Raw genomic sequence first — 24694 nt, 5'->3', positions numbered from 1 at the left:
GCCGCACACCGCGATTGCCGCAACTCAGCCGGCCATGCACAAATCGCCGCGAGCCAGACTTCTGCGACGGAGATCCCGATGACGACATTTCGATCCTGCGCGTTACCCACGTCCGTTGCGCTGGCGTTCCTCGCCGGCTGCACAGCGATCCACGTAGAAGCGCTCCCGCGCAGCGAGGTTCCCGTGAGCCATGTCTGTATCGCGGAGAATCCGGCCGTGATCGTTCGCGACTTCCTCAACACGCTGATCGGTGGTTTCCAGCGCCACGGATTTACGTCGGAAACCTTCACGGGAACCAAACCCGAGAATTGCGACGTCGTCGTCACGTATACGGCGCGACAGAGCTGGGACATTGTTACGTACCTGGTGAAAGCGGAGATCTGGATGCGGCGCGACGGCCGACAGATCGCCTATGCCGAATACCATCTGCGCGGCGGCGGCGGGTACGCGTTGACGAAGTACGAAGGTACGGCAACCAAGATGAAGCCGGTCATGGACCAGCTGCTGGTCGAATACCCTGCACCGCCGAGCGCCGCTGTCAGCACTCTTTAGAAGCGACCTGCACCAGCGAGCGCCGCTGCCAGCATTTGCTGGCGGTCGCTGGCCCGGCTTCCCGCGCATCACGCAAAATCGGGGACAGACACCGATTCCGGAAAATCAGTGTCTGTCCCCGATTTTTCCGTTCAGGCCACGGGCCGGATCTCGAATGCGGGATAGCGATCGACGAGCGACGCGAACGCCTCGACACGAGAGCCGGCGGGAACCGGAAAGAAGCGCTGGACCTGAGAGCGATAGGTATCGAGATAGGATTTGAGGATCGCCGGTTTGTCGGCATCCGCAACGGCGTGCAGGCTGTAGCGCCGGCTCGTGCGGCCTTGACGCAGATTGACCTCGCCGCTCGCCGCAGCGTTGCGCACCCACTGCGTCCGCCCGCGCGGTGCCACGAGATAGTCGCGGCCGTTGTACGCCAGCAGATCGACGGGAGTCGAATACATCCGGCCGCTTTTCCTTCCACGCACCTCGAGCAGGAAAAAGTTGGACGGCGCGAGCCCTCGTGCGATCAGCCACCCGAACAGCCGGTTGAACAGACCGTCGATCAATCCGGGCGGATTCACATCTGCGGGTTTTTCCATTGCGGCCTACCTCCAGGTTGAAATGGACTATACGGTGAATCCTTCCTGCGCTGCGCAATGCGAAACGCAGGTGGATGCGACATGACGGGGCTGCTCAGATCCATTCTTTGTCCGCTGATCGGTGTTGTGCTCGCCTGCGCCGCGCACGCCCAGCCGCCGACACCGGACAGGAGCGTCGTCGCAGAGCTCCAGAAGGGCGGATACGTGCTGTTCCTTCGTCACTTTGCCACCAATCACGAGCAGCAGGACACCGACCCGGCCCATCTCGACAACATCGCCGCGCAACGCCAGTTGACGGACGAGGGTCGCAAGCAGGCCGTGGCGCTCGGAGAGGCGCTGCGCGCGCTCCGGATTCCGATCGGACGCATCGTCTGCAGCCAGCTGCAGCGCGCCCGCGAGTCGGCCACGCTTCTGGGCGTCGGAACTCCCGAGCCGACGCCGGACGTCACGAGTACCGGCGCGACCGTCCCCCCGGAGGAAAATCAGCGCCGCGCAGATGCGCTTCGCAAGCTGCTGTCGACGGCGCCTGCCGCCGGCAAGAACACTCTCATCGTCAGCCACGCTCCGAATCTGCAGGACGCGGCCGGAAAGGAATTTTCGGATATCGGCGAGGGAGAAGTCGTGGTGTTCCAGCCCGCGGACGGCAAGTACCGCGTGGTGGCCCGCGTCTTTCCGCCGGCGCAATGGACGCAGTGGACGAAGTCGCCGGGACCGTGACCGTACGCGACAGGCGCGTCCCGGCGTCAGTACCCCGCTTCCTGGTGAAAGACCCGCTGCCGGATGATGTACGGGATCGATTTCACCATGTCGTTGACGACCACGATGAACACCTTGCGCAGCTTGCCTTCGGGACAACGAATCGAGCGCACGCCGTGCCACGAGTTGCCGCGCCGCGCGAACAGGAAGCTGCGGTTGCCGACCGCAATCGCGGGCGTCGCCGACTTGAAGTCCTCCCACTTCGGTGCGGATTTGGTCGGCAGCTTGCCCTCGTCGTCGAGAACGACCGTCTCGCCGCCCCACGACGGATCCCAGGTCTCCGGATCGTTCATGTAGAAGATATGCGAGCCGAGCTTGCGCGGGCTGTCGCAATGCGGCGACACCGATGCGCTCGCCGGCGTGTAGTGCCAGTGAAAGTTCAGCCACAGCCCGCCGCGGCCGAACATGCGCTTGATCCATCGGCCGTAGCGCGCACTGCGAAGCTCGCCGATGAACGCGCGCCAGTCGTCCGAAAGCTCGGCGTTGCGGCTGTACTCGAGCACCCAGCGATCGTGCGGCTCCTGCCCGTGTTTCCGCTTGATGCCGAAATACGGACGCATCACTTCCGTAGGGGGCAGCGTGGCGAGAAGCCGGCGGTAGCCTTCTTCGGTCAGCGCGTTCTCCGGGTTGAGGAATGGATAGGGGGACGTCGCCTGGAAGGCCCTGGTGTCGAAGGATTCGAGAAGGTCGAAGTTCAGGTATCGCACGCTGGTCCGCTCGTGAAAAAAGATTAAGCGATTCTCTGCTTCGAAGTCGAGCGACAGGTCACGAACGCCGGCCCTGATGTGCAGGCTCGAGCAGATCGGTGACGGTCTTGACCGGATTGAACGTCTCCAGAGGCACCTCGACGAACACCGTATTCCACCCGGCCATCGCGCCGTTCCACAGCCCGGGACGTTCGAGCGATCGCAGCGGGCGTCCGTCCTGGGATTTCTCGGCGATGAAAAACGCTTCGCGATCGACGAAAGCGCCGAGGTCGTACGCCCTGCCCTTCCAGTCGCGCGTGATGCAGATGAGATCGACCGGATTGAAATGGCGCGTGCTCGCGAGGATCGCTTTCTGCGCAGGGTCGCGAAGGTCGACCTGCGAGGTCTCGACGATCTGCTTGCTCTCGCGGCCGCCGGCGCCGGCTACCCAGAACGGGCCTCCCCCCGGATTCGTGTCCGACGAGACCATGCCGCACGCGCGAAGCGGCCTGTCGAGCGCGCGGATGACGATCTGCGCATCGAGCTCACCCGACGTCTCCGAGCTTCCGAACCTCTTCGCAAGGAAATCGGCGGCCGCGCGGATGGTGGCGGCGCCGCCGCTTTCGACTGCGCGCCGGTGCGCGAAGACTTCGTCGCGCAGCTCGAGCAGCAGCCCGGCAAGCGCGCGTTTCCACAGCGACGTCACCGGCAGGAACGATTCGACGGCTACGTTGTCGATGTTCTTGACGAACAGCAGGTCGGCACCTGTCTCGCCGAGGTTCTCGATCAGCGCGCCGTGGCCCGCTGGCCGGAACAGCAGGCGTCCGTTTTTGTCGCGGAACGGACGACCTTCCGGATCGACGGCGATCGTGTCGGTGGCGGGTTTCTGGTGCGAAAACCCGACGTCGTAGCGAACCTCGAAGCGCTGCTCGTACGACGCGCGCACACGCTCGAGCAGGTCGCGAAAGCGGCTTTCGTGTTCCGGCGAAACGGTAAAGTGCAGGCGGCAGACGTCGCCTTTTCCGCGGGCGTAGGCCGCGGCCTCGATCAGATGTTCCTCGAACGCCGTTCGCACCTGGCCGCGCTCGCGGTGAAACGCGAGCAGGCCTTTCGGCAGCGACGCGTAGCCGAGCGCACCGTCGTCGAGCAGCGCGCGAAGAATCGCCGGCACGTCCCCAGTCACTGCCGAATCGATATCGATACCGGACCGCGCAAGCTCGGCGGACAGCGAATCGAAGAATGCGAAATCGCGAAGACCGCAAAGGAACGTCACGACCACTTTCGCATCGGCGGAACCGGCCGCAGCGCGGGCTTCGAAATCGCCGCGCGTGACGAGCGACGGATCGGCAAGCGCAGCCAGCAGCGACTTGAACATGCGGCTCGCGGCGCCCGAGGCCGGCACGAACTTGGCGACGTCGAGCGAGCGCGCGAGCTCGTCGTAGCGCGACGCGTAGCCGCCGGCCTGTTCGTCGGTCAGTTGCAGGATCCCGTCGCCCGGCGAGCATGGCCGCACGAGGCACGCCGGCCGGGGCGGCGTCGCGTACAGATGGAGCTGGCCGTGGGCATCGTCCGGCGAGATGCCGCGTGCGGCGAGGTCGGAGAGGTCCGAAGGGGAAAAAGACGGAGTGGCCATCAGGGAAGCGGTAGCAGCAGAAGTGGGCGCGAAGCCGTGAGCTGCGGGCGCACCGAAGTGTTCGTCAATCCTATAGGCCTATCGGCGAATCGCGAAGCGGCAGATCGGACGCGCGGCGCGGCCGCGATGCGCCGGCGAAGCCGTCAGTGGGCGTGGCTTGCCTGGGCTTCGCCGGCGACGAGCTTCTCGAGCTCGCCGCTTTCGTACATGGCCATCGCAATGTCGCAGCCTCCGACGAACTCGCCGTCCACGTAGAGCTGCGGGATCGTCGGCCAGTTGGAGAACTGCTTGATGCCTTCGCGCAGCATCGGATCCTCGAGCACGTTGTAGCTGGCGAACTTGGCGCCGACCGCCTTGAGCGCGAGCGTGACCTTCTGCGAAAAGCCGCACTGGGGCATCAGGGGCGTTCCCTTCATGTAGAGAACGATGCGGTCCTTCTGGATCTGGGACTGGATGGTCTGGAAAATGTCGTCGGCCATGATGTTTCGCTCCCGGCGTCGTGGACGCGAGCTGCGGGCCCGCAATTCGATGAATGTTTCCCCGGCGATCCTCGAAAGCAACAGCAGCCTTTGACGCACCGCTAGTCGACGTACCCGAGGGAACGAAGCGCCTTGCGGGTCTCGAGATCGAGCCGCTCGTTTGATTTCGGCGCGGCAGGGAAGCGGCTCTGCCAGCCGAACAGCTCGGCGTCGAGCCTGCGAAACAGATTCTCGATCGCATCTCGGGCCGGTGAGGCAGCAGCGGGGGGCGGCAGGTTCTTCAGCAGGTCGGTCTGCTCGCGAGCGTCGGCGGCCAGGTCGTAGAGCTCGCGCCGCTGTTCGCCGGGCGCGACGATCAGTTTCGACGAGCCGGCGACGACGGCCGTCATTTCTCCGGCGATCAGCCGGCCGCGCTCGTGGCTGCTTCGATAGTCGCGCCGCTGCAGGAAAATCGATCGGCCGGCCTCCGGCGGATCGAACAGATGACGGCCGTGCACCTCGGTCTTCGGATCGATCTCGAGCAGCGAGAGAATTCCCGGCGCGACGTCGATGAGCCCGACAGGATCGTCGACGACGTTCTTTGCCGGCAGGTGGCCTTTCCACTTCGCAATGAGCGGCACGCGCACGGCTTCTTCGTAAAGGTTGATCCCGTGCGTCATCCAGTCGTGATCGCCGAGGCCTTCGCCGTGATCGCTGGTGACGACGATCAGCTGGCCGCGCCGGGTCTCGCGCGCGGCGAGCCGGTCGATGAGCCGGCCGAGCTGCTGGTCGGCGTAGCGCACTTCGCCGTCGTAGCGCTCGATCGCAGTGTCGTGACCGGTCGGCCAGTCACCTTCGAAGCTCGCCGGTGGACGATAAGGAAAATGGGGGTCTACGAAGTGCACCCACAGGAAAAGCGGCTTCGTGTCATTGCGCGTCTCGAGCCACGCGACGACGCGCGCCAGCGTCGCACCGGCCTCGCGATCGTGCGCCTGCTGACCGGGATGGCGGCGGCCGGCCGACGCTTCTTCCGGTACGAAACGGTCCTCGTAGATGTCGAAGCCCTGCGAAAATCCAAAACGGCCGATCAACGGGAACGAGCTGATGAAGCCTGCCGTCTCGTATCCGACCGCATGCATCGATTCCGCGAGCGTCTCGACGTCGTCCGGCAGCGTGCCGCCGTTCCTGGTGAGCCCGAACGTGCGGAAGTGGCGGCCGGTCATCAGCACCGCGTGCGACGGCGCGGTGGTCGACGACTCTGCGTACGCGCGCCGATAGAGGACTCCGCCCGACGCCAGCCGCTCGAGGGTCGGCGTAGTCGGCACCGCGTAGCCGTAGGCCGAGCAGTGGTCGCTGCGCAGCGTATCGATCGTGACCAGCAGGACGTCCGGCCGCGGTGGTTCATGACGGCAGCCGGCCGAGGCCGCAACGATGAAAAGCGTCGCGACAGCGATCGAACGAGCCACTCTCGCCGGCGGCAAAGCGCGCAGCGCCGGCCGCGGCATCCGGCTGCGGCGAATTCGTCGCATGGATTTCATCGGAACCCGGTGCTTTACTCGAAGCTTCCCGACGCCGGAAACGCTTGGTATTTGCAGCGGTAACGAACTATCGCGCACTGGCCGGGCACGGTGTGCCGATGCCGTCGGGACGCCTTCGGCACGCCATCGAATGGCCACGAATGGAAAAACGCTGATCGATTGAAACGGAAGATGATGCCGCCGACCTCCATTGCCCTTGCCGGGCTCGACACGCTGACGGACCTGTCCGAGCGCCTCGTGCAGTGGGCGAGCCCGGAGCGCGCGTACGTAACCGAGATCCTGCGGCTCGTCTCGCTGAAGTCGGGCGACCGGCTGCTCGATATCGGATGCGGAAGCGGCGACCTGCTGGCCATGGCCGCATCCCAGGAACCGGGAGCAATCCTGGTCGGTCTCGATCCCAACGAAGATGCGCTCGAGCTAGCGTCGCACAAGATTCCGGGAACCATCCACGCGGCCGAGCTTTATCAGGGCGTCGCCGAGGCGCTGCCGTTCGAGGACGAAAGCTTCGACATCGTTTGCGCAACGCGCCTGTTCGCCAGGCTCGATGCGCGGACCCGGGCCACGGCGCTGCGCGAGTGTTGGCGCGTGCTGCGTCCCGGAGGCCGGTTGCTGGTGGCCGACTGGGCGCAGGAGCCGAGCGGCCTGGAGGCACTGATCACGTACCCGTGGCGGCTGCTGCGCGATACGTTCCTTTCCGATTCCGGAACGCCGACCATCTCCGAGGCCATTGCGATCGCCCGGTTCCATCCGGCCGAGCCTCGCTGGCGCTTCCGGACGGCCGTCGGCGTGCTCGAGATGCTCGAAGCATTCAAGCCCCTACAATCGTAGAGAAGCGCCGGCTTCACGGCGCGCTTGCGCCCCCAACTTCTCACTGGCTTCTCTGATTCGAACCCGGTAGAAGCGGCGCTTATCTGAAATCCGGACGCCGCCATAGGGCGCGCACTCGACGCGCCGGCGCAGCGGATGGGCAGCACGCGAAGCCGATCAAAGAAATCAGGAGGCAAGGGACCGCCGATGCACAAAGGACTCGAGCAGTGGGTCAAAGAAGTTGCGGAGCTGACGACGCCGGATGCCATCTACTGGTGTGACGGCTCCGAGGAAGAAAACGAGCGTCTCTGTCGCGAGATGGAAAGCCGCGGGGAGCTCACCCGACTCAATCCCGACCTCTACCCCAACAGCTTTTACGCCCGCAGCGACATCAACGACGTCGCACGCGTCGAGCACCTCACGTTCATCTGCTGCGAAAAGCAGGAAGACGCCGGGCCGACCAACAACTGGAAGGACCCCGCCGAGGCCCGCGCCCTCGTAAAGCCGCTGTTCAAGGGCTGCATGAAAGGCCGCACGCTGTACGTGGTGCCGTACATCATGGGCCCGGCCGGCTCTCCGATCTCCGCCGTCGGCGTCGAGATCACCGATTCTCCATACGTCGTCATCAACATGCGCATCATGACGCGCATGGGAAAGATCGCGCTCGACCAGCTCGGCGACAGCGGCACGTTCGTCAAGGGTCTCCACTCGCTCGGCGACCTGTCGCCGGACCGCCGCTACATCCTGCACTTCCCGCAGGACAAGGAGATCATCTCGATCGGCTCCGGCTACGGCGGCAATGCGCTGCTCGGCAAGAAATGCTTCGCGCTGCGCATCGCCTCGACGATGGCCCGCCGCGAAGGCTGGCTCGCCGAGCACATGCTGATCCTCGGTCTCGAAAGCCCGAAGGGCGAAGTCACATACGTGGCCGCCGCGTTCCCGTCGGCTTGCGGAAAGACCAACCTCGCGATGCTGCTCCCGCCCGAAAGCCAGGAAGGCTGGAAGGTCTGGACCGTCGGCGACGACATCGCGTGGATGAAGTTCGGTCCCGACGGCCGCCTCTACGCGATCAATCCCGAAGCGGGATTCTTCGGCGTCGCGCCGGGCACCAGCAACAAGACCAATCCGAACGCGATGGCATCGCTCAGGAAGAACAGCATCTTCACCAACGTCGCGCTGACCGACGAAGGCGGCGTGTGGTGGGAAGGCATGGGCCCTGCGCCGAAGCATGCGCTGGACTGGCAGGGAAAAGACTGGACGCCCGACTCGGGGCGGCCCGCCGCGCATCCGAACTCGCGCTTTACGGCGCCGGCGCGCCAGTGCCCCGGGATCTCGAAGGAATGGGAGAGCCCGACCGGCGTGCCGATCTCCGCGTTCATCTTCGGCGGACGCCGCGCGAAGACCGCGCCGCTCGTGTTCGAGTCGTTCGACTGGAAGCACGGCGTGTACGTGGGCGCGGCCGTCGCGTCGGAGACGACCGCTGCCGCGCAGAACCAGGCCGTCGGCGTGATCCGCCGCGATCCTTTCGCGATGCTGCCGTTCTGCGGTTACAACATGGGCGACTACTTCGCGCACTGGCTGTCGCTGGGCGCGGATCCCGCCAAGGCCGCGAAGCTTCCGAAGATCTTCCACGTGAACTGGTTCCGCCAGGCCGACGGCAAGTTCCTGTGGCCGGGCTTCGGCGACAACGTGCGCGTGCTGCGCTGGATCCTCGACCGCTGCAAAGGCGAAGGGAAGGCCGTCGAGACGCCGATCGGCCGCGTGCCGGCGCCGGGCGCGCTCGACCTTCGCGGCATCGAAGAGGACGTTCCGCCGCCGGTGCTCGAAGAGCTGTTCCGCATCGACAAGGAAGACTGGAAGATTGAGCTCGCGAGCCAGAAGGAGTTCTTCGCGAAGTTCGAGGACCATTGTCCGCCCGAAATCTGGAAGCAGTACGAGGAGACGGCCAAGCGGCTCGCGATCTGAACGCATCCTTGCTCCGAGATGAAAAAACGCCGGCCCGACATACGTCGGGCCGGCGTTTTTCTTTGGCGAGGAGTTTTCGCGAGCTTACTTGGCGTGCGGATTCGGATTCGTCGCCTCCGACGGACTCGTTCCCGGTTTGCCGGGCGCGGGCCGGGCGGTGGTAGCCGCAGTGGTCCCGTTCCCACCCTGCTCCTTGCACTTGTTGACCTCGGAGACACTGATGCCCATTCGTTCCGAAATGTCGGCGGGCGTCCGTCCGCGGTCGAGGTCCTTCTTGACGATGCCGCAGTTGACGGCAGCGAGAGCGGACGCCGACGAACCGGCAACAAGGGCGAGACTGCAAACGGTAGCGAAAACGATTCTCTTCATGACGGCTCTCCTTCGTCGACCCGAAGGTCGCGATCAGCAGCTGGCAACCAGCTGGCATTGGATGAGGGCAGATCGATCAGCCTCCATCCTGAGCCGACGGCGACGACTGAACAGGTTCTTCTGCCCAGGTGCGTGGCAGTCCGTCGGTTTTTTTACCCGGTGTCGTGGCGCTCGGGCGGCGTTCCGGGCGCCGATGAGCGCATGACGTGTTGCGTCAGTGGCACTGACGCAATTCTGCCTTTCCTCGTCAGAGTTACCGGGGCATAGTTCCCCGGTTCCCCACATCCACACTCGGCTTAAACGGGAGGAGTCCATGGTTCATCTTCGAGCGAAAGCTCTGATTTTTTCTGCGCTCGTGGCGACGACCGGACTGGTCGCGGCACCGTCGGCGAACGCCGGCGGAACGCCCGCCGACCAGTGCGCGCAAGCGATCGCAAAGTCCCTTTCCAAAGGCATCAAGAAAACCCTCGGTGCCCATGCCAAGTGCTACAAGGGCACCGGCTCCGACTGTGCGCCGGGCGATTCCGCGATCGCGGACGCGCTCGCAGACGTTCAGGGCGGAATCCAGAGCAAGTGCACCAACACGACGATCGTCGATGCGGGCTACGGCGGCTACGCTTCGGGTGCTTCCAATCCCACGCTCGAGCTCGCCAAGTATTTCAAGGATCTCACCGGAGATCGCGCGCAGTTCGTGACCGACCAGACGTTCGGCGGATACGGCGCGGCCGATGACGACGGCAAGAAATGCATCCTGACGGCTGCCAAGGAAGCCGGGAAGTACTACAGCGGCGCGCTCAAGAACCTCGGCAAATGCGTCCCGACCGGTTGCAGCTTCGATTTCAGCTCGGGAGCTGTCTTCGATCTCCTCACGAAGGAAATCGCCAAGCTCGACGGCAAGACCGACTGCAATTTCACGTCGCTGCTCGGCGCAACCTCGTCGGCCTACCTCGGTATCGTAACGCGTCAGCTCTCGCCGACACTTGCGTCACCGTGTGACTCGACCGACAGCAAGCGCTGCATCTTCCCGTTCCCCAGCGACTACTTCACGATCTCGTCGGACGACGATACGCAGCCCGTCACGACCACGGGACGGCGTCTCAACATCGCCAGCAAGGCGCTTCCGAAAAATGCCGGCGGCGCGTTCGTGAATCCCGCCCGCTGGAACGAAACCGACGGCTGGAGCGTCGGTCCGATGCTGCTGTTCAGCAACGCGGACATCGACCTGACCATGACCGGCGCGCCGCCGCTGACCGATCTCGCCCAGTCGCTGAGCCCGACTTCGCCGGTTCTGCTCCTCGACGCGGACACCTGCGCGCAGCAGCTGCTGTGGGTCGAGCGTGACGCGCGCGGAGCGTCGACGGCCGACGAGGCACTGATCATCCGCGTCGCGAAGGACCTCAAGGAAAATCACCGCTACATCGTCGCGCTTCGCGACATGAAGAACGGCGCCGGCGCGACGCTTCCGGCGAGCACCACGTTTGCGGCGCTTCGCGACGGCACGCAGACGACGAACCTTCCGCTCGAAGCCCGCCGTCCCCAGACGGAGGCCATCCTTGACGAGCTTACCGCCTGCGGCGTTACGCGCAGCAGCCTGTTCCTGGCGTGGGACTTCACCACGCAGAGCACCGACAGCGTGGCCGGACGCCTGCTCGAGATGCGTGACGATGCGTTCACGATCCTCGGGTCGAGTGCGCCAAGCTTCACGGTCGACAACGTGACGGCCGACCCGTTCACGGGCATCGCCAAGAAGATCACGGGAACCTACCAGGTGCCTGTGTACCTGAATAACGACGGAACGGCCGGGACGTACGCGGGAGCGACGATGCGCACCGATGCGAATCACGTTCCGTTCAACAGCGGCGATTTCTACACGGCGCACTACGAGTGCCTGATCCCGACGTCTGCTACCGCAGGAACACCTGCGCGCATCTCGCTGTACGGGCACGGACTGCTCGGCCACTACGACGAAGTCGAAGCCGGCAACGTCCGCGACATGGCGACCGAGCACAACTTCGCGTTCTGCGCGACGTTCTGGACAGGGTTCTCCGAGGACGACTACGTCTTCGCCGCTGCGGTCGTCAACGACTTCAGCTATTTCCCGACGTTCATCGACGTCCAGCACCAGGGCATCCTGAACCAGATGTTCCTTGCGCGGCTCGTGAAGCATGCGAACGGCTTCTCCAGCGATCCGGCGTTCCGGGACCTGAGCAATCAGCCCGTGATCGACACCAGCGAGATCTTCTACGACGGCAACAGCCAGGGCGGCATCCTCGGAGGCGTGCTGGCGGCGTTCGAGCAGGACATCACGCGATTCTCGCTAGGCGTGCCGGGCATCAACTACAGCACGCTGCTCAATCGAAGCGTCGACTTCGAGGACCCGTTCTACGTGCTGTTCTCGGCATCGTACACGACGTCGACCGACCGCATGCTGATCCTGTCGCTCGCGCAGCTGATCTGGGATCGCACCGATCCGAACGGGCACATCAACCATGTGCTGTCGGATCCGTACGAGAACACGCCGGCGAAGAAGGCGCTCTACAGCGTTGCATTCGGCGATCACCAGGTTGCACCGGTCACTGTCGAAGTGGCTGCCCGCTCGAACGGCATGTACATCCACACGCCGGTTCTCGATCCAGGCAAGGTCGTCGACGAGGTGACGCCGTACTACGGCATTCCCGCGATCCCCTCCGATCCGTTCGACGGCTCGGCCATGGTCGTCTGGGATGCGGGCAATCCGCAGCCGCCGCATGCGAACGTCCCGCCGGGCCCGATCATCAATACCGACCCCGAATGGAACGACCTGGCGCTGTGCGCGCAGTCGAGCTCGAGCGGTGATCCGCACTCGTGCCCGCGCAAGACTCCGGAGAATCGCCAGATGAAGTCGGACTTCCTGAAGACGGGTGGCGCCATCGTCGACTCCTGCGGTGGAGCGGCCTGCGTGATCAATCCGTAAGACGTCCTGCAACCGGCCGCTCCCGCACCGCGCAAACGGTGCGGGAGCAGCCACAGAAAAAAGCCGCCGCAACGAAAGTTGCGGCGGCTTTTCTTCGTCACGTACGCGACGGCTCCGGCATTCGGAGCCCGCCGATGTCGTTACCGGGCGCGACTGGCGGGGGCGGCACCAGTGTTCCAGTGCCGCCGCCGCTTCTACGTGATCAGCCAGCGATCTATTTCTTCGACGAGCCCGACTTCGAGCCGCCGCCGCTGCGATTGCGCGCCCTGGTCCGCGCGGCCTTCTGCGCGCTCTGGCTGCGCTCGGTCTTGGTGCGCTTGCGCGCCGCCTGCTTCGCCTGGCGGCCGAGCGCCGCAGCCGAAGCCGCGCGACGCGGCTCGCGCTCGAGTGCCTCGCTCGTCGCTTTCGAGCGGCGCGAGCTCGTGGTCTTGCCCATGCTGCGCTTTTGCGAAGCGCTCTTCGACGTCTGACGCGTGCTTGCCCGCCGCTGCGACGATTTCGCACTCTTTTGAGTGCTGGCCTTGGTGGTCTTGCTCCTCGCGGCTTTCGGCTCTGGGAGCTCAACGCCGGCCTTGCGCGCTTTGGACAGCCCGATCGCGATCGCCTGCTTGGTCGATCGCGCTCCGTGCTTGCCGCTGCGGATGTGATCCATTTCCTCGCGGACGAACTCGCCAGCCTGGGTCGACGGCGCCTTGCCTTCGCGTTTGTCTTTGCGTGCTCTCTCGATGGTGCGTTTTTCTGGCATGACGTGCCTCCTTACGCGAAGAATTGGCACGCCGCTTTCATGACGTCATCCGCGATCGTGCATTTTCCGACGCGATGGCGTGTGAGTTTGAGCGATTTTTTACGCGATCACAGCGGTGTTCGACGTCGATGCTTGCGACCTTTGTCCGACAGGCACGCTCCTGCGTCTTCGGCGGCAGCAGGAAAGTACACACGCGTGCCAGCGAGATGCCCCTTCCATGGACCGGCCGCGCGTGGTGCGGCATGTGCCGCTACAGGCGACAAAGGGCGGCGAATGCTCCCACGCGGCCGAGGACAATCAACAGAGATCGTCGACGTGAGATTGCCGGTCAGGAGATTGGTGAAGCTGGTCGCTCCGGCAGTGATTCGGATCCCGCGCGCGGCAATTCGCCGACGACAGGACACGTCCACGAGCCGACACTAGGTTTTCCATGTCAGGCCGGCGTAGGTTTCCCGTGAGAATTCGGTTGGGACGCGCGCCGGGTCGAACGGCAGACGCTTTCGCGAAGAAGCGACCTTTTTAGCCCATTGCTTGATGCGTCGACCCCCCGGTATCGTGCGCCGCGGTTGCCAGACAGTCGCGACCCAAAAAAGAGGAAAACCATGAAACTCGTCCAGGCTTTCGCCGCCGCCAGCCTTGTCGCGGCCATCGCAGCGCCGTTGCCTTCGGGCGCCACCACGTACCGCCTGTCGACCGGCGAGTACGCGGGAGGCTGGGCCTACGCGATCAACGATGCGAACCAGATCGTCGGCGACCTCCTTGGTTCTTACCGCCACGCGTTCCTGGCCGATGGCGACCGTAACGCGATCGATCTCGGAACCCTGGGCGGGAACGAAAGCTCGGCGATTGCAGTAAGCGAAAACGGTCTGGTGGCGGGCTTTTCCGACCTCCCGGGCAACAACGCGTACCACGCATTTCTTTACCAGCACGGTGTCATGACCGACCTCGGCACGCTCGGCGGAAGCAGGAGCTTCCCGTACGCCGTCAACAGCGCGGGCGACGTCGTCGGCTCGTCATGGCTGGCCGGCGACACCGTCGAGCACGCCTTCCTCTATCGTGGCGGCACGATGATCGATCTCGGAACGCTCGGAGGCACGGGCAGCGTCGCATACGACGTGAGCGAATCCGGCGAGGTCGTCGGCAGCGCGGACCTTGCTGGTGATACTCAGACCCATGCTTTCTCCTGGAGCGCCGGGACGATGACGGATCTCGGCACGCTCGGAGGCTCGTTCTCCGAGGCCAGAGCCTTGAACGAAGCGGGCGCCATCGTGGGCACCAGCAAGATCGCAGGTGACGCAGTCACCCGTGCGTTCCTCTACTCCGGCGGAACGATGCAGGACCTCGGCACGCTCGGCGGAAACAGCAGTGAAGCCCGCGGCGTGAACGAGTCGAACACCGTGATCGGGAGGGCCGAGATCGCAGGCGGCGTCATGCACGCGTTCGTGTGGAGCGCCGGCGTGATGACGGATCTCGCGGCATCGGTCTCATCCACCGAAAGCTTCGTAGGCGCGGTCAACGACAACGGCGAGGTCGCGGGATTGATTCGTCGGCTGGAGGCGGGAACGCCGGTCGAACGCGCGTTCACGTGGAGCGCCGGCACGCTCGTCGTTCACGAGGACGGATTCGCCAGCATCGCCGACGACATCAACAACGCGGGGCATACCGTCGGCGCGTATCTGGACGAGATCGGGCCCGATGACCCGGACGATACACCTGTGCTCCTTTCGCAACCGGTGATCTGGCTGGGCCCGTGCGGCAACGGCACCGTCGACCCGGCGGAAGATTGCGATGACTCCAACTTCTGGAACGGCGACTGCTGCTCGGCTGCGTGCGAAGCTGCCGCCGCCGATTCGGCGTGTACCGCAGACACCAATCCGTGCAGCCGCGACGTCTGCAACGATTCCGCCCAGTGCGTTCACCTACTCGAGCCCCGGCCTGCAGAGGAGTGCATCGTCGGCGACGCCAGCAGCCTGCAAGTGAGAGACTCCGCGATCGCCACAAAGGATCGTGTCACCTGGCGCTGGTCGTCGGCCGGTCCCGTCGTGCAGTCCGACCTCGGCAATCCCCACGACGACACGACGTACGACTTCTGCGTGTGGGACTACGCGTCGGGTGCGGCATCGGCCGAGGTGCACAGCGTGTCCGGCTCTGCGCTGCGCTGGATCTCGCGCGACCCGAGGGGCTGGATCTTCCGCGGCGGCGACGCACCGCCGAGCGGCCTGCGGTCGCTGCAGATCAAGCTGAAGAGCGACGGATCGGCGGCTGTCAAGTTGATTGCCGGCGGCGAGAGCTTCTCGATGCCGACGCCGGTATCGCCGTCCAGCTATTTTGCGATGTCGCCGAGCGTCGTCGTGCAGCTCGTCGCCAGCAACGGTCTTTGCCTTACGAGCGAGTTTAGTTCGGCAGATCGCAACGACGGCGAGCGCTTCAGCGCCGAGACACCATAGCGATAAAGCCGGTCCAACCGGCCACCTGCACGGCCCTCAAGGCATCTGCGTCGCGGGCACGCAGAGCACGTCCTCCTTGACGGTGTCGACGCGACCGACCCCGAACTGGTTCTCGAGGAATATCTGACCGACGAGCGGCACATGCTTCGGCTCGTCTGCGGCCGGCTTGACCTGATAACAGACGAGACGATCCAGCGAATGCTGGATACCTTCCCCGTTCTTGTCCACCGGATTGCACAGCAGCCTGGGCTTCTTCACGTCATAGACGCGCATGGTCGTCTGGAACTGGTCTGTGACGGTGACCTGCGTTCCTTTGGGAAATTTCATGGTGTCTTTCGTGATCTTGACGCTGTAGCACTTGAAGTGATCGGCCGTACCGATCTCCGGCGGCCCGCTCGGCGCACTCCCGAGCTGCTTGTTCGTCGGAACGAAAAGCCGTGCCGGCCTGACGGTATCGAGCTCGAGCGTTCCGAACGTGTCCGTCACGGTGATGTCGAGCTGGGGTGTATGATCGAGCGCCTGCTTGATCGGATAGGACTGCTGATGCGTTACGGGATCAACGACGCCATCGCTGTCGGCGTCTGCCGGCAGGCACAGGTCTTTCGGCTTGCTCACGGTCGCCTGCGTGGACTCGAACTGATCCACCAATGAGACCGACGGCAGGTTCGAGTACTGTGTGACCTTCGTCTTGTAGCAAAGGTACGGGTCGACACAGCCCGGCTCACCAGTGCAGACGCCGTTCATGCATGCGTCGTTCCTCGTGCAGACTGCTCCGTCGCTGCACAACGTACCGTCGGTGCTTGCTCCTCCTTCGCAGGCTCCGGCATCGCACGTGCCGGTCGTACAATCCTGCGAGCAGGCGGCGCCGTCGTTGGCCGGGCTGCCCGTGCAGGTGCCGCCGATACACTGATCGGAGCCTGTGCAGACCGTGCCGTCGTTGCACGGCGCACCGTCGCTTTGCGCGTCACCGCGGCAGACTCCGAACAGGCACTGGTCGCCGGTCGTGCAGGCTTCGCCGTCGCTGCAGATTCTTCCGTTCTCCACACCGGTACCGAAACAGAGCCCGGCAGCGCAGATGTCGTTCGCCGTGCACGAATTCCCGTCGTCGCAAACGGTGTCGTCGGCCTGCGTCACGCCGTTGCAGAAGCCATAGGTGCACTGGTCACCGTTCGTGCAGGAGTTCGTATCGTCGCACCCGGTACCGTTGCCAACGGGTGCACCATTGCAGCTCCCTCCAAGACATTGATCCGGGCTCGTGCAGAAGTTGTGATCGTTGCACGGCGTGCCGTTCGGGCGCGGGGTACTGTCGCAGATTCCAGCGGCACACTGCCCGCCGCTGACGCAGTCGTTCGCCGAGACGCACGACGTGCCGTCGGGCCGCAACGCAGCGGCGTCGCAGGAACCGTTGACGCAATGATCGCCGGTCGTACAGCTGTTGCCGTCGTTGCACGACGGACCGTCCAGCGGCGAGTTCGAGACGCAGAATCCCACGAGGCAGAAATCGAAGGTCGTGCACGTATTGCCGTCGTCGCAAGGTGCGCCGTTGGGTCGCGATGCTCCGCCGCATACGCCACTGCTGCACTGGTCGGCTGTCGTACAGGTATTGTCGTCAGTGCACGACGTGCCGTCGGGCACCGACGAGCCGGCGCACGATCCGCCGCTGCACTGGTCGCCGCTCGTGCACAGGTTCCCGTCGTTGCAGCTCGTGCCGTTCGACACAAAACCGTCCGCCGGGCACGTGTCCGACACGCCATCGCAGGTTTCTGCGAGATCGCACATCCCGGCGGGCGGGCGGCACACGGAATTGCTCTTTGCGTCGGCGGGGCAATCCAGGTCCGTCCCCGTGCAGTAGTCGGGCGCGTCGCAGGCCCCGACCGAAGCCCGGCAGACCTGTGTCGTCGGCTGCAGCTGGTCAGCCGGGCAATCGTTGCCCACGCCGTCGCAGCTTTCCGCCGCGTCGCAGTCGCCGACGGCATTGCGGCACGGCGCCGTGCTCTTGGCGTCGGCGCAGACGGCGCTCGAGCCGGAACAGTGGTCCTCCAGGTCGCAGCCGCCCGAGGCCGTGCGGCAAACGACGCTCGCGTCGGCGAAGCCGTCGGCGGGGCACGTTGCGCTGCCGTTGCAGGATTCCGCGACGTCGCAGCTGCCGTTCACAGGCCGGCATACGGCGCCGGTATTTCCGGCTGTATGAACGCACGTGCCGGTGGCGTTGCATGCATCGATCGTACAGGCATTGCCCTCGTCGGCACACGCCGCGCCGAGCGTTTCGAACTGACACGCCCCCGAGCAGCAGTCGCCGTTCGACGTGTTGGCGTCGTCGCACTGTTCACCGCTGGTGGTCACGCCGTTGCCGCATCCGGTAAACGTGCAGTTGTTGTCGCAGCCGTCGCCATCGTTCGTATTGCCGTCTTCGCAGTCTTCGCCGGACTCGACGATGCCGTTACCGCAGGTGCACGTTCCACGACTGTCCGCGGCATACATGGCGGCCACCTCGCACCCCGACAACGCGCGATCGAAGATTTCGACCTCGTCGATCACGCCGTTGAACGTGCGCGGAAAGCCGATTCCGCGCGCCTCGGGGTTGTTCGCACCGATCACCCACGGCACCGAGCTGTTGTAGGAAATCGTCGTGACCAGCGGGGTCGACGCCTGGAGCTCGCCGTTGCGGTAAAAGCGCACGTTCGCCCCGTCGTACGTGCCGACCACATGGTAGAAGGAACCCGGCGGGAAGACGTTGTCTGCTCCCGCGCCGGTGGTTCCAACGACGAACCCCAGACCGTTGGTCTGCGGATTCCAGCCCATCCCGACGGAAACGTCGTTGGCGTTCGAGTTCTTGACCACGATGATGCTGCCGTCGAGGTTCGGGCCCGGACCGTCGGGCCGCACCCACGCAGCGATCGAAATCTGCTGGAGCTGCAGACTGGGTGAATCTGCGACGTCGATGTAGCCGCCTGCGTCCGGCGACACCGCTTGCCCGACTTTACCGGCCACGAAGCTGACGTTTGCCGAAGCCGAAGGATTGTTTGTACCAAGCCGGTCGGCGACAGAGCCTTCCATGGGGTACCAGCTCACCATGTTGGGCGGCACCGGGGCACACGTGCCGCTCGAGCACGTACACGACGGAGCATCATGCGTGCAGCTCGAGGCAAGCGAGTCGTAGTCGTCGAGCGTACACGGATCGCCGTCGTCGCAATCGATGGGCGTCAGCGCTGCGATTTCCGAGGCCGTCAGCGCGCCGTCGTAGACGCGCGCTTCTTCGATCCGTCCGGTCAGTGCGCGATTGCCTGGGTCGGCTGTTCCATGGCGACGCCCGAACATGACGTTCGTATCGCTGCCGCCCGGGTACGTCTGCAACGCGCCTTTCGTGTATGCACTATAAAGAACATCGTTGCGGTAGATCGTGATCGAATTGTCCGCCTTGTACACGATCGCCATCTTGATCACGGTCGACGAGCTCGAGCCCTCCGCCGTCCCCTGCTGGGGCGGGTCCTCCGTACGGGCAAATACGTTACTTCCCGACATCCACTTGAAGCTCTCGCGCTCCGCGTAGACGACCGCGTCGAAGACATTGTCGGTTTGCTTCTCGATCGTCAGCGCGGAGCCGCCGCGGTCGGCAAGGCTGTCGAGATAGACCCAGGTGACGAGAGTTTTCTCCGTGAGCGTGGGACCCGAATACGTGCCGCTGCGGGCGTAAGTATCGAGCGACGCCGAAACCGAAAGCCGCCCGTTGGCGACTGCGGCTCCGAACAGCGTCGTCGAGGCGAAGTTGCCGGTAACGTCATCGGCGTTCGTGCCTTCGAAAGGCCACCAGCCGACCAGCGTGGCGGCCTCCGCTGCCAGCGGCATACACGCAATCGCGACTGTCACGCAGCAAGCGACGAACAGCGTCTTCGCGGTTGTGCCGCCACGGTAGTGCGTCCAGCTCAGGAATGTGCGCGAGGATCGGCACGACGATCGGCGCGAGGATCGAATGGAAAGACGAGAGCCAGCCGGGTTGTGTGACAACATCGAGTCCCCCAGGAGCGTCCTGCGGCTCGAATGCCGAGCAGGTTCGCAGTGGTTACGACCGACCTTGGAATTCCGTTGTGTAGCCTGAGCCACACGGCGTCGCCCAATGGCACGTCGAAGGCGTCCTACCTGCCGACTTGCCCACGCCATGACAAGGTTCGCGACGGAGTTCCGCCATCGAATGCTGACAAAACAGCACCCGGCCATCCGAACGCGGCCGTCGCCGACCGCCGCTCTTCGATATGCATCGCCCTTGGACGAAAGAGATCAGCGGGGCCGCCGCTCCTCGGCATACATGCGCATCACGAACTGCCCTGCCCTCGTCGCCCGCAGCATTTCGACCTCGGCGCGCCAGTCAGCGGGAAGCCGCTCGACGGGAAGCTGAGTGACGCTTGCGGATCCGCCGGTGTAACCGTCGGGAAAGATGATCAGCGCTGCGAGGCTCGCGAACGTGATGTCGACGAACGTGAGCTCGTCGCCGCCCATCAGATAGCGCCTGCCGTCGGCGAGCATCGTATCGACTTCGGCAAAGATTTCGCGAGTCTTTACGATGCCGCGGGCGGCGTTCGCTTCGTTGAGGCCGAGCATTCGCCGAAGCAGCGCAGCCAGGACCGGACGAAGCGGCGGCAGGAGCGCCTTCTGCCACTGCGGAATCGAAGGCTCTTCGTGACCCCACATGATGAGCGTCAGGTCGGGGCGCTCGAGCAGATGCCAGTACGACCACAGCCGCACCGGCACGCCGAGGTCCTCATTGAAATGCGTCTCGAGCGCGATCGCTTCCGGGCTCGGAGCGAGAAACCGGGTCCTGTCCGGCAACTCGCCGGAATAACGCCCCCACAGGAAGCGCAGGATTTCCGTCGAGTCGCCGATGGACGTCCTCGTGGCCGGAACGGCGAGCGTCGGAACGGTTCGCCCGGTCAGCAGTACGCCGAGAATTCCGATGCTCGGTACTTCTTCGTACGCGACCCCGAGTCGGTCGAGGCACCAGCGCGCCTTCTCGACGTAGTGCGAGTACGTGATCGTATGCAGCTCCAGCCGTGACGGATCGACGCGTCCGACGAGTCGGCGCGAGCGGACGAAGATCCCGACCACGATGATCACCAGGCTCGCAAAGAATGCCGCCGGCACGCCGAATCCGAACAGCGCGACGGCAACGGGCAGCGCGTACAGCGCCAGAGTCAGGAGAGTTTCGGGATCGCGAAGTCGCATCTTGGGAGCAGGCCGCGGAAATCGGGCGCATTGCTATCCTCATGCCGCTCGATCGCAAACGAAATGCAGACCGGGCCTGCCTCGCATCTGTCCGGACTTGGATTCGGAAGAGAATCTGAGAAACAGAATTGAGAAATGCGGGGCCGTGGCACTTTATCGGAAGTGACGTCGCTTCCTGGTCTCTCGTGGCACGCGCTCGTATCCATCGGCTTGTGCTTTCTGACCGCGCGCGACGTCATCGCACAGGCGAAGCCCGAAGCCTTGAAGGATTTTCGTATCGACGGGCTCGTACGGTTCCATGATCCGATCGAAGCCGAGGCGGCCCGCGAGCGGTTGATCCACGCCATCTGGCCGGGCGGGCTGCCGAAAACCCGCCCCGTCACCCATGACGCAGCGAAGAATTCCGACCCGCTCGCGAGCCTCGATGCGAATTTGATCGTATCGGCCACGCGCCTCGACGTGAACGTGTCGGGCTTCGATTGGCACGCCAATGTTTACGTTGTCGTCCCCGCAGCCGACGGCCGTCTGGGAAAAAAACTGGCGATCGTTCACTGCGGCCACATGCCCGAAGGTCGCGCGAACTATCTCGTGTTCGGACTGAGCGAGACCGTGAATCAGCTACTCCGCGACGGTTACGTCGTGGCGATCATGCAGATGCCTTTAACGGCATGGAATCGCGATGCAGAGGGCGTCGTCGACGGCAGGAAGATCGAAGTCGACCAGCGAAGCTCACTCGGTCACGACGAGCTGTTCTCCAAGGTCGAACCTGTATTGAGGGCCGGAACGATGCGCTTCTTCCTCGAACCGGTTGCGCAGACCGTGAACGAGCTGCTGGCCGACTACCCCGATCCCGATCAACTGCTCATGATCGGTCTGTCCGGCGGCGGATGGGCCACTCACCTATGCGCTGCAGTTGATCCGCGCATCGATGTCTCGATCGCGGTGGCCGGGGCGCTTCCGTTGTATGCGCGACCGTTCAGCCCCGGCAGCTCCGGAGATTCGGAACAGGAATATCGCCCGATCTTCGGCGAAGAAGACTCGAACAACGACGGCTTCCTCGATCGCGCAACCGGCATCGCCTCGTGGCTCGAAGTCTTCGCGCTCGGCGGGATCCCACGGACGGGTGGACGCCCTCGCAAGCAGATCCAGGTGCTGAATCGATTCGATTCATGCTGTTTCAACGGAGACGTCTACAAAACCTACGCCGAGCCGCTCGAGCAACTGACCGGCGCGATCAACCACGGCGACTGGTCGATCTTTATCGACGACACTCACCGCGACCATGTGATCTCGCCGCATGTGTTGAAAGACGTGTTGTCCAAAGCGGTCGTGCGGTAGCGATCGGTGTTTCCGCCTGATGCAGGCCCGACAAAGGCTCCGGATCGCTGGGTTTCCGGCAGTCGACTGTTCGACGCTGACCTTTCCATGACTCCGTACTGACGTGTGCAGACGCCGCGCGCTCGGCGCGGCGCCTGCTGCACGAGTCGGGTGCGAGCCGATGCCGTCAGGCCCGCCGAGCTGGCCTGCTACTGCGCGGGTTTCGTTCCGGGCGCCCCGCCGTCGTTCCGTCCCTGCTGCTTGGTATCGCGCTTCACTTGCCGGCATTCCGCGCGGGTCTTCTCGTCGCCGGCTTTGCACGCCTGTTTCTCTGCGCGAGCTCCGGCGCGGTCATCGCGACGCTCGTTGCGGCGGTCCATGCCCTGGGTCTGCGCGTACGTCGGGGCCACGTACGCCATGACCATGACCGCAGCCAACGCATAAATCGCTCTTCGCGTTCTCATTTTCGGTTTCATCGGCTCTCTCCAATTCGGGTTCTGGTCAGTCAATGTTCGAGATCGCAATTCAAGCAGGAGGTGGACCGGATCGTGCCTGAGGTCCGAAACCGGTGAAGCTCCGGAAGCGTTGTCTCGCCTGCAACCGTCCAACGCCAGCCGTAGCCGACCACGGCGGTTGTTGACGACAATGTAACTCCGGCTGACGACTCCACGCCGCCGGAATCCTCGAGCACCCTCATTTTCCCACTGGCGAACAGCTACCTGGCGCGATAGGCGAGGGCTCATGCGACACTCCATTTCTCGCGTACACCGATGCGGCTTCGCCGCCGCCATGGCAATAGTGATCTCGTTAGCCGCGGGAGGCAGCGCCGAGGCAACCTGCGGGCAGCCTGTTACAAGCGGACCGGAGCCTACGGCGACCGACGCAAAGCGTGTGCTCGATGTCGCAGTCGGACAGGCGGTGTGTCCGCCTTCTGTCTGTGACGTCGACAGCAGCGGCGCGATCACCGCCGGGGACGCACTCCGGGTGCTTCGTCGGGCGGTCGGTCTCGAGGTGACACTGGTGTGTCCGCCGATCGCTCGAATCGCATGCTCGTCGGGAGAGATTCATCTCGGCGAAGGCTCGACGCTGGACCTCGGGTACGGCCGCAAGACGCAGTTCGATCTCGCGAGCGCACTGCCGATCGATTTCCGCATTGCCAGGCGGTGCTCGACTGACGCGGCGCCGTGCACGAGCGACGACGACTGCGGCAACGGCACGTGCGTGGCCACGTGCGACTGCGTCGTCGACACGACGTGCGAAATCATCGGTCCCACCGGCCGCGGTCACTGTCTGGAATCATTCGACGAGTGCGCGAGCAACTCCGACTGCGAAGACGACGAGCCGTGTGTTGCGCTCGTGGCACCGCCGGTCGGCGCCGCGTTCGAAAATTCCCTGTTCTGCATGACGCTCTGGCTGGACGAAGGCCTGCACGGAACTCTGGATACCCAAAGCGGCGCGATGGATCTCGACGGCCGCCTGCTCGCGACGCTGTACTACGGCGTCGGCGGCGGCCAGGCGTGCCCGCGATGCGGCAAGCCGTCCGACAACCCGACGATCGGTGACACCTTCGTGTGCGAAGGCGGAACCAAGGACGGCGAGCCATGTGCCGTCGAGGCGGTGAACGAAATCTTCGGCGGCGCCTCGACCGACTGCCCCACGGGAGACGAGGACGAAATCACGCCGACACCGATCGCGGTGCCGCTGCGCGGATTGACCACAGGTGCGACGTCGCGCACGGCGCTGCTTCCGTGCGCGGCGACCGGCTTCGACAATCCGCTGAAGGGCGATGCCACGTGTACCGACAACCAGTCGGCGTGCACGTCGAACGCCGATTGCCGGCGCTGCTCGGAGGAGCCGTCGATTGCGTGCAGCAGCAATTCCGACTGCGACGGTCATGGCGCGTGTGCGACCGCGCCGGACCAGCCGGTCACATGCGGCTACTGGTGCCACTGCGGCTACTGCGACGACGATCCAGATCAGCCCTGCTTCGAAAGCTCCGAATGCGCCGACGGCGCGACGTGTGAGGTCGGGACCGGGCTGTTGCAGGCAGCGAATCGCCCGCAGCAGCTTCCGAACCAGTGTTCGGAGGATCAATTCATCTGCGGATTGTCCGCGGCAGAGGAATGTTCACAGAGCGTCGCCGGACATTGCTCGCTCGCGCCGGAGCGGCCATGCACGGCGGAGTCGACGATCTGCGCCGACAATGATGCGGGCTCGTGCGTCGTCGGCCCGGAGAAATGTTACGAGTCGCGGATCGAGCGCGAAGGCAGCCCTTCGCCGTATGGCGCGTACTGCCGGATCGCGCGGAATCCGTGCACGACCAACGTCGATTGCGGCAGCGCGGACGACACGTGCGCATACAGCGCTCTTGCGCCGAACCTCGAGGCGCTCGTCTGCGCGTCGGGGACGCGCAGCGGCTTCCTCGACGCGGGCATCACGATTCCGGGCCCGGGAACCGCAGATCTGCGTGCGTTCGTCACGATCTGCGGATGCGGAGACGGTGTAATCGGTTGCGACGAGATGTGTGACGACGGGAATTCTGTAAACGGCGACGGATGCGATGAGAATTGTCAGGATGCACCGGTAACGGCGCGAAAAGATCCGCGCCCCTAGCTTTCTTCACTTACCCACGCCGCCGCAAAGCGTGCATTGCACGTGTCGGCCGCGGAA

At 64.5% G+C, this 24694-nt stretch carries 18 protein-coding genes; 8 read left to right on the top strand and 10 right to left on the bottom strand.

Annotated features, from left to right (window positions below; translation table 11 throughout):
- Nucleotides 1–78: 78 nt before the first annotated feature.
- Complete coding sequence (locus tag VN634_05220) at nt 79–552, top strand: Sbal_3080 family lipoprotein (protein HXC50265.1); 474 nt, start codon at nt 79–81, stop codon at nt 550–552.
- A 131-nt stretch (nt 553–683) separates the two neighbouring features.
- On the opposite strand, the gene VN634_05215 is transcribed toward VN634_05220, so the two are convergent.
- The gene (locus tag VN634_05215) at nt 684–1133 is read right to left on the bottom strand and encodes a nitroreductase/quinone reductase family protein (protein HXC50264.1); all 450 of its coding nucleotides are present in this window, start codon (nt 1131–1133) and stop codon (nt 684–686) included.
- 81 nt (nt 1134–1214) lie between these two features.
- Between VN634_05215 and VN634_05210 the strand changes: the two genes are divergently transcribed.
- A complete protein-coding gene (locus tag VN634_05210; GenBank protein HXC50263.1) occupies nt 1215–1850 on the top strand; it encodes a histidine phosphatase family protein in 636 nt (211 codons plus the stop codon).
- A 26-nt stretch (nt 1851–1876) separates the two neighbouring features.
- On the opposite strand, the gene VN634_05205 is transcribed toward VN634_05210, so the two are convergent.
- From VN634_05205 to VN634_05190, 4 genes are all read right to left on the bottom strand, one after another.
- Nucleotides 1877–2596, bottom strand: a complete 720-nt coding sequence (locus VN634_05205; protein ID HXC50262.1) for a hypothetical protein — start codon at nt 2594–2596, stop codon at nt 1877–1879.
- 58 nt (nt 2597–2654) lie between these two features.
- On the bottom strand, nt 2655–4208 hold the full coding sequence (locus tag VN634_05200; protein ID HXC50261.1) for a DUF4301 family protein: 1554 nt from the start codon (nt 4206–4208) through the stop codon (nt 2655–2657).
- Between the two features lie 143 nt (nt 4209–4351).
- On the bottom strand, nt 4352–4687 hold the full coding sequence (gene grxD, locus VN634_05195; protein ID HXC50260.1) for a Grx4 family monothiol glutaredoxin: 336 nt from the start codon (nt 4685–4687) through the stop codon (nt 4352–4354).
- 101 nt (nt 4688–4788) lie between these two features.
- The gene (locus VN634_05190) at nt 4789–6195 is read right to left on the bottom strand and encodes a sulfatase (GenBank protein ID HXC50259.1); all 1407 of its coding nucleotides are present in this window, start codon (nt 6193–6195) and stop codon (nt 4789–4791) included.
- Nucleotides 6196–6375: 180 nt separating this feature from the next.
- On the opposite strand from VN634_05190, the gene VN634_05185 reads away from it, so the two are divergent.
- Both VN634_05185 and VN634_05180 read left to right on the top strand, forming a co-directional pair.
- A complete protein-coding gene (locus tag VN634_05185) occupies nt 6376–7032 on the top strand; it encodes a methyltransferase domain-containing protein (GenBank protein HXC50258.1) in 657 nt (218 codons plus the stop codon).
- Nucleotides 7033–7218: 186 nt separating this feature from the next.
- Complete coding sequence (locus VN634_05180; protein ID HXC50257.1) at nt 7219–8976, top strand: phosphoenolpyruvate carboxykinase (GTP); 1758 nt, start codon at nt 7219–7221, stop codon at nt 8974–8976.
- 84 nt (nt 8977–9060) lie between these two features.
- Here VN634_05180 and VN634_05175 read toward each other — a convergent pair whose 3' ends face one another.
- Nucleotides 9061–9345 (bottom strand): hypothetical protein, encoded by a 285-nt coding sequence (locus VN634_05175; GenBank protein HXC50256.1) that lies wholly within the window; start codon nt 9343–9345, stop codon nt 9061–9063.
- A gap of 313 nt (nt 9346–9658) precedes the next feature.
- Here VN634_05175 and VN634_05170 point away from each other — a divergent pair, with 313 nt between their 5' ends.
- On the top strand, nt 9659–12298 hold the full coding sequence (locus tag VN634_05170; GenBank protein ID HXC50255.1) for a hypothetical protein: 2640 nt from the start codon (nt 9659–9661) through the stop codon (nt 12296–12298).
- A gap of 214 nt (nt 12299–12512) precedes the next feature.
- Here VN634_05170 and VN634_05165 read toward each other — a convergent pair whose 3' ends face one another.
- Nucleotides 12513–13043 carry a DUF6496 domain-containing protein gene (locus tag VN634_05165; GenBank protein HXC50254.1) on the bottom strand — a complete coding sequence of 177 codons (531 nt, stop codon included), beginning with the start codon at nt 13041–13043 and terminating at the stop codon, nt 12513–12515.
- A gap of 602 nt (nt 13044–13645) precedes the next feature.
- On the opposite strand from VN634_05165, the gene VN634_05160 reads away from it, so the two are divergent.
- A complete protein-coding gene (locus VN634_05160; GenBank protein HXC50253.1) occupies nt 13646–15490 on the top strand; it encodes a hypothetical protein in 1845 nt (614 codons plus the stop codon).
- Between the two features lie 36 nt (nt 15491–15526).
- Here VN634_05160 and VN634_05155 read toward each other — a convergent pair whose 3' ends face one another.
- Both VN634_05155 and VN634_05150 read right to left on the bottom strand, forming a co-directional pair.
- The gene (locus VN634_05155; GenBank protein HXC50252.1) at nt 15527–19336 is read right to left on the bottom strand and encodes a LamG-like jellyroll fold domain-containing protein; all 3810 of its coding nucleotides are present in this window, start codon (nt 19334–19336) and stop codon (nt 15527–15529) included.
- Nucleotides 19337–19765: 429 nt separating this feature from the next.
- Nucleotides 19766–20707: a glutathione S-transferase N-terminal domain-containing protein gene (locus tag VN634_05150; GenBank protein ID HXC50251.1), complete on the bottom strand. Its 942-nt coding sequence runs from the start codon at nt 20705–20707 to the stop codon at nt 19766–19768.
- A 162-nt stretch (nt 20708–20869) separates the two neighbouring features.
- Here VN634_05150 and VN634_05145 point away from each other — a divergent pair, with 162 nt between their 5' ends.
- Nucleotides 20870–22045 (top strand): hypothetical protein, encoded by a 1176-nt coding sequence (locus VN634_05145; protein ID HXC50250.1) that lies wholly within the window; start codon nt 20870–20872, stop codon nt 22043–22045.
- A gap of 188 nt (nt 22046–22233) precedes the next feature.
- Here VN634_05145 and VN634_05140 read toward each other — a convergent pair whose 3' ends face one another.
- Complete coding sequence (locus VN634_05140) at nt 22234–22488, bottom strand: hypothetical protein (GenBank protein ID HXC50249.1); 255 nt, start codon at nt 22486–22488, stop codon at nt 22234–22236.
- Between the two features lie 427 nt (nt 22489–22915).
- On the opposite strand from VN634_05140, the gene VN634_05135 reads away from it, so the two are divergent.
- Nucleotides 22916–24637, top strand: coding sequence for a hypothetical protein (locus VN634_05135; protein ID HXC50248.1), 1722 nt, complete (start codon nt 22916–22918; stop codon nt 24635–24637).
- Nucleotides 24638–24694: the final 57 nt, after the last annotated feature.

It is taken from the genome of Candidatus Limnocylindrales bacterium, assembly GCA_035571835.1.
In the GTDB taxonomy this organism is placed as follows: Bacteria; Desulfobacterota; Binatia; order UBA1149; family CAITLU01; genus DATNBU01.
The sequence above is the reverse complement of the archived record's forward strand: the minus strand, read 5'-3'. Positions and strand labels throughout refer to the sequence as shown.